The sequence below is a fragment of the Pseudarthrobacter sp. NPDC080039 genome (assembly GCF_040702335.1).
In the GTDB taxonomy this organism is placed as follows: Bacteria; Actinomycetota; Actinomycetes; order Actinomycetales; family Micrococcaceae; genus Arthrobacter; species Arthrobacter enclensis_A.
This window is the reverse complement of record NZ_JBFBKY010000011.1, coordinates 104,073-110,096: the sequence shown is the minus strand read 5'-3', so window position 1 is coordinate 110,096 and position 6,024 is coordinate 104,073. Positions and strand designations below refer to the sequence as shown.

General features: G+C 65.6%; 6 protein-coding genes. 4 read left to right on the top strand and 2 right to left on the bottom strand.

What is annotated here, in order from left to right:
* Positions 1–360: L-serine ammonia-lyase, iron-sulfur-dependent, subunit alpha (locus tag AB0313_RS13650; protein ID WP_366306101.1), on the top strand; the 360-nt coding region annotated here is incomplete at its 5' end.
* Positions 361–402: 42 nt separating this feature from the next.
* Here the strand turns inward: AB0313_RS13650 and AB0313_RS13645 are convergent.
* A complete protein-coding gene (locus AB0313_RS13645; RefSeq protein ID WP_307310265.1) occupies positions 403–945 on the bottom strand; it encodes a TspO/MBR family protein in 543 nt (180 codons plus the stop codon).
* Between the two features lie 120 nt (positions 946–1,065).
* Here AB0313_RS13645 and AB0313_RS13640 point away from each other — a divergent pair, with 120 nt between their 5' ends.
* The 3 genes from AB0313_RS13640 to AB0313_RS13630 all read left to right on the top strand — a co-directional run bounded on the left by AB0313_RS13640 (position 1,066) and on the right by AB0313_RS13630 (position 5,160).
* Positions 1,066–2,199, top strand: a complete 1,134-nt coding sequence (locus AB0313_RS13640; protein ID WP_366306099.1) for a peptidoglycan bridge formation glycyltransferase FemA/FemB family protein — start codon at positions 1,066–1,068, stop codon at positions 2,197–2,199.
* A 123-nt stretch (positions 2,200–2,322) separates the two neighbouring features.
* A complete protein-coding gene (locus tag AB0313_RS13635; RefSeq protein WP_307310259.1) occupies positions 2,323–3,639 on the top strand; it encodes a peptidoglycan bridge formation glycyltransferase FemA/FemB family protein in 1,317 nt (438 codons plus the stop codon).
* Between the two features lie 33 nt (positions 3,640–3,672).
* On the top strand, positions 3,673–5,160 hold the full coding sequence (locus tag AB0313_RS13630; RefSeq protein WP_307310257.1) for a threonine/serine exporter ThrE family protein: 1,488 nt from the start codon (positions 3,673–3,675) through the stop codon (positions 5,158–5,160).
* A 20-nt stretch (positions 5,161–5,180) separates the two neighbouring features.
* On the opposite strand, the gene AB0313_RS13625 is transcribed toward AB0313_RS13630, so the two are convergent.
* Entirely contained in the window at positions 5,181–6,020 is an 840-nt protein-coding gene (locus AB0313_RS13625; protein WP_366306097.1) for a siderophore-interacting protein, read from the bottom strand.
* Positions 6,021–6,024: the final 4 nt, after the last annotated feature.

The following is a 6,024-nucleotide window of genomic DNA, read 5'->3' as shown; positions in this document are numbered from 1 at the left end:
GAAGTCGGCTGCCAGGGCGAGGTGGGGTCCGCGTCCTCGATGGCCGCCGCGGGCCTGGCCGAGGTCATGGGCGGGTCCCCGGCACAGGTGGAGAACGCCGCGGAGATCGCGATGGAACACAACCTCGGCCTGACCTGCGACCCGATCGGCGGGCTGGTCCAGGTCCCCTGCATCGAACGGAACGCGATCGCCGCCGCGAAAGCGATCAACGCCGCGAAAATGGCGCTCTGGGGCGACGGAACCCACCGCGTCTCCCTCGACGAAGTCATCATCACCATGCGCGAAACCGGCAAAGACATGTCCTCCAAATACAAGGAAACCGCCATGGGCGGCCTCGCCGTCAACGTCGTCGAATGCTGACGGTTCCCGGCGGCAGCGCGGGAATGGCGGGACAGGGCTGAGCTAGTTGTGCGCTGCCGCCCACCAGTTGAGGCTGGCTGCGAACACCAGCCATGAGACGTATGGCAGCAGGAGCAGTCCTGCCGCCCGGCTGATGGGACCGAAGTACATCACGGTCACTGCGACGGCGCCGATCAGGGTGATAATGATGGCCAGCCCCAACCACAATGCCGTCGTGCCCAGGAGCGGGTAGAGCGCAAAGAACGCCGGCGTCCAGGCGAGGTTCAGAACCAGTTGGACGGCATATGCCGTCATGGCCCTGCGGGTTCCGGTGCTGCGCTTGCGCCACACGAGCCAGGCGGCCACGGCCATGGCCGTGTACAGGACGGCCCAAACCGGGCCGAATACACCGTTGGGCGGGGTCCACGGCGCTTTGTCCGCGGTGGCGTACCAGCCGTTGACATTCGCTGCAGACGCCAGGCCGCCGAGGCCTGCCACCAGCAGGGACGCCACCAGGAACCCGGCAAGGGCCGCCGCCTGGACACCTGCACTGTAGGGCCGCCCTCTCTTCACGTCTGTACCGCTCTGTCCCTGGTCCGGCCTCATACCCCCACACTTGTTGAATGCCATGAGCCGCGTCAAGGTGGCATTCGGCCTGCATCGGCGCCATGCCAGGCAGGCCCGGAGAAAAGGCTGGCATCGCTGAGGCTTTAGACTTGAGGCTGCATGTCCGCACGCATCCAGAAGTACCGAAACCGCGCACAAACCCGATTGGACACGGCCCCCTTGCGAGAATTCACCGCACGTTTTGCCACAGCCGAGGAAATTGAGAACTGGGACAAGCACGTCACGGCCAACCCGAACGGCGGCAACATGCTGCAGTCCGCCGCGTACGCCTCCGTCAAGAACGGAAGTGGCTGGAAGGTCCTGTTCCTGGTGCTGGAAAGCGGCGGAAGCTCCAGCTACAACCTGGTGCTGGAAAAGCGGTTCCCCGTCCTGGGGCGGCTTTGGTATCTGATCAAGGGCCCCGACGTGGCGGACCCCGCAGACCTGAAACCAGCCCTCGAAGCGTGCGCGGCTTTCGTCCGCAGCCGCAAACTGAACGTCTTCACCATCAAGGTGGAGCCGGACATCGTCGACTCCGAGGCTGCACAGGAAGAACTTCAGGCCGCCACCCTGGTCAAAGCGCCCAACATCCAGTCCAATGACTCCACCGCCCTGCTGGATATCTCCGGGACGGAGGAGGAAGTGTTCAAAGCCATTTCCTCCCGCGCCAGGAACGCCGTCCGGCGCGCAGAACGCGAGGGCTGCCAGGTGGTACGGCAGGAACCGGGCCCTGAGACCTACCGTGCGCTCTACGAACTGATGGCCGACACCGTCAAGGCCAAGGGTTCCATGCCCCTGCGCAGCTACGACTACTACGCCCGGTTCTGGGACGAGTTCTGCAACCGCGGCCAGGGCAACTTCTTCTTCACCTACGAGGACGGGAAACCCAGCGTGGGGGCATTCGTCATCAACTACGGTGCCAAAGCGACCTATAAGGACGGCGGTTCCACCCAGAACCGCAAGCAGTACGGGGATTCGCACCTGGTGCAGTGGACTGCCATCCGGCGCATGCAGGAACTCGGCTGTACCGAATACGACTTCTGCGGTACCCCGCCGGCCGCCCGCATCAAGGACAAAACCCACAACCTTTACGGAATGGGCATGTTCAAGACCAGCTTCACCAAAACTGTCACGGACTTTGTGGGCTGCCATGACTACGTCCTGTCCCCGCTCCGTCACCGGCTTTGGGTCAGCGGCGGAGAAAAGGTGTTCCGCCGGATCGAGACCGCCCGCACCGGCCAGCAGTTCTACTGACCGGCTCCGGCAGCAAAACCACCGAGCCCTCCCGTAGGGCCCGCTTTCACCCGCAGGGCCCGCACGAACACCGTCCGTCCAGCGCCTGGCCCCAGGCCGCGAAGAATCAGAAGAGGTCACCCCTTGAATCCAGTTTCCGCCGCTACCGGGCTTGAATACGCCAACCTCAGCGACGCCGACTTTGAGGCCTTCGCCCTGAAGCACCCGCAGAACAGCTTCCTGCAGTCCATCGACTTTGCCCGCTTCCAGCGCGCCCGCGGCCAGCAGGTGGAGCTCTTCGGCGTCCGGCGCGACGGCGAACTCGTGGCAGCGGGAAAGCTCAACTACACCACCACCCGGCTGGGCTACACGGTCTGTGAATGCGCCAAGGGACCCCTCATGGACTACACGGACCGCGAACTGGTGGGCGGCGTCGTCGAACTTCTCCGGAAGCATGCTGCAGGCCGCAAAGCCGCTGAACTGAGGATCTCACCCAACATCCGGTACATAGCCCGGGACGAGGACGGCGCCGAGCACCCCGACGTCGAGGACAACCGGCCGCTGGTGGCGGACCTGGAAGGGCTCGGATTCCAGCACCAGGGCCTGGACATGAACTTCGTCAACGTCAACTGGATGTTCATCAAGAACCTGGTGGGCATCCAGGACGCCGAAGAACTGATCATGGGCACCAGTTACCGCACCCGGAAGGCCATCCGCAAGGCGGAGAAGAACGGCGTCTTCCTGGAGCAGGCCACCCTGGAAACCCTGGACGAGTTTTACGGAGCCCTGAGCCGGGCCGGGGACGAAAAGGGATTCGTCTACCGCGAACGCGGGTACTACGAGCACCTCCTCCGCACCACGTCGCCGGAATTCACCAAGCTCATGATGGCCAAGATCGACATTCCGGCCTACCGGAAGTCCATCACTGAACGCCTGGCCGCGGAGTCCGCCACGGCTGACGATCTGCGGCGCGAGGTGGAGGAAACCGGCAGTAAGAAGAAAGCCAACCGGCTCAAGGTGGTCCAGGACCTGGTGGACAGCTACGAGCGGAGCCTGAAGGACATTGAACGGTTCCCCGACTCCGTGGGTACCGCCACCGTGGCTGCCATCCACTTCGTTTGCTATGGCGACGAGGTGGTCTGCGTGATCGGCGGCACCGTCCAGGACTACATCTACTTCAACGGCGCAACGTCGCTGTACTGGGGCATGATGCTGCATGCGCTGGAAAAGGGGTACCCGCGGTACAACTTCTACGGCACCTTCGGCATCTCCGGACAGGACGAGGAAGGCCACGGCGGCTACGAGTTCAAGAAGGGGTTCGGCGGGGAAGTGGTCCAGCTGGTGGGGGACTTTGTCCTGCCCGTCCGTCCCGCCGTCTTCCACGCCAACCGGCTGGCCAGGTCCGCTGCCGCCGCTGCCCGCACACTGCTGGGGAACTTGCCGCTCAAGCGCGCAGCCTGACCATCCACCAACCGCGCACAGGGAGGAACGGGCATGAGCAACCGGCCCGAACGGCCAGGGTCCAGGCCGAAGACTGACGGCCTGCCCAAAACTGAACCGCTGACCCCTGCGCAGCTCCGGCAGGATGCGGCCGCCAAGAGGATGCTGCGCCGCCTGGTGCAGGGCGAAAATCCGCCCACGGCGCCCCTGAGCATCGTGGACCGGCTGGCCGGAAGTCCCTACGCAAACCCCACCATCCAGGTGGGCGGCGTGGACACGTCCGCGCGCAAAACCCTGGACTTCGCCCTGCATCTTGCCGAGACCATGTTCCGCTACGGTGCAGGCGCCCTGGAAGTGGAGACCAGCATCATCGCCGTCACCGCCGCGCTGGGTTTGAAGAACATCGAAGTGGACATCACCAACCAGTCCGTGGGGATCAACTACGCCCCCAAGGACCAGACGCCGATTGCCCTGCTGCGCGTGGTCCGGTCCTGGACCAACAACTATGCGGGCCTTGCCAAGGTCCACCAGCTGGTAACGGACATCGTTGCCGGCGGCGTGGGCCGTGATGAAGCGATCCGCAGGCTCAACGAGGCCATCACCAGCCCCAAGCCGTATCCCCGCTGGATGGTCACGGGCGCCTTCGGTGTTTTCGCGGCCGTGTTCGTGGGCGTGCTGGGCGGCGGACCGGTGTCGTCGTTGATCGCGTTCGTTGCCAATATCGGCATCAGCCTGCTGGCCCGCCAGCTGGGACGGTGGCGGGTGCCGGACTTCTTCATCACCGCCAGTTGCTCGTTCGTGGTCACCATGCTGGCGCTCCTGCTCTGGCAGCTGGGGCTCACCACGTCACCCTCGATCGTGGTGGTGGGCGGCATCCTGCTGCTCCTGCCCACCGGGCGCCTGGTGTCCTCGGTGCAGGACGCCATCAACGGCTTCCCGGTGACGGCCGCGGGACGCTTCCTGTCCACGCTGCTGACCTTCGGCGCCATCGTGGCGGGCATCGCCGTCGCGTTCGTCGTGGGGGAGCTGACCGGCCTGCAGCGCATCGACGTCACGCAGACCTTCCCGCCCGCCTACGACCTCTGGGTCCTGATCCTCTTCGTAGCCGCGGCCGTCATGGCCATCGGCATTACGGAGCAGACCACCTGGCAGCTCCTGCTGCCCACGGCCGCCGTAGGGGTGGCAGGCTACCTGGTGCTGCTGGGCTGCGGCCAGCTGGGAATCGGCGACCGGTTCTCGCCGGCCATTGCCGCCGTCGTCATTGGCCTCCTGGCCAGGGTGGTGGCCCTGCGGATGGGGGCGCCGCAGCTGGTGGTGGCAGTCCCCGCCGCGCTGATCCTGCTGCCGGGCCTGACAATCTTCCGGTCCATGTACGTGCTCACCGTTGAGGAAACCGAAATCCTGGCCGGTGCCGGTGGAATGCTCAGCGCCGGCGCCATCGTGCTGGGAACGGCCGGCGGAATCGTCCTGGGTGACGTCCTGGCCCGTCCACTGACCCGCAGCCTGGCGAGCAACGAGCGGCGCCGGGCACGCCGCCGCTAGCATTCGGACGCGAGGCCGGCCTAGATCTGTCCGACGGGCAGTTTCTTCTCCGCCTGGAACACATCCTCCACCCGGCCCTGTGCCCAGTAACCGGAGAGCGATACCTGCCGGCGCTCCAGGCCGCGCTGCTTGAAGAAGACCTCGCGCAGCGCCTTCATGTAACCACGTTCGCCGTGCGCAAAGACGTCCACCGTGCCGGCGGGCCACTGGGCGTCCGCCACCGACTTGACCAGTACATCGCTGGAACCGGCGGGAGCGCCGTTGCGCGGCAGCCACCTCACGTCCAGCCCGGCGGGGGCGGCAATGGACTGGATGTCCGCTTCGGAACCGACCTCCAGGAAAGCGAGCCCGGTTGCGTCCGCCGGCAGCGACTCGATGCATGCCGCCATGGCGGGCAGTGCCGCTTCGTCGCCGGCAAACAGGTACCAGTCAGCATCCGGGTTTGGGTTGTAGGCGCCGCCCGGGCCGGTGAAGGTGAGCGTGTCCCCGGGCCGGGCATTGGCCGCCCACGGACCCGCCAGCCCCTCGTCGCCGTGGACCACGAAGTCGATGGCCAGTTCGCGGGTTTCCGGGTCCACCCAGCGCAGGGTATAGGTGCGGGTGTACGGCCACTGTTCGCGCGGCATGGTTTCCCGGACCTCCCAGAGGTCAAGGGGAGAAGGGTAGTCAACGCCCGGCTGGGGGAAGACGATCTTCACATACCGGTCCACGAACCCGTTGTTGGTGAAGTCACTGAAGCCGTCTCCGCCCGCCACCACCCGCACCATGTGCGGGGTTAGCTGCTCTTTGCGCAGCACGGTCAGGTTGACCTGGGGTCGGCTCTTCTTGGTTGCGCTGGTGGCGGCAGGGACAGTGCTCATAAGG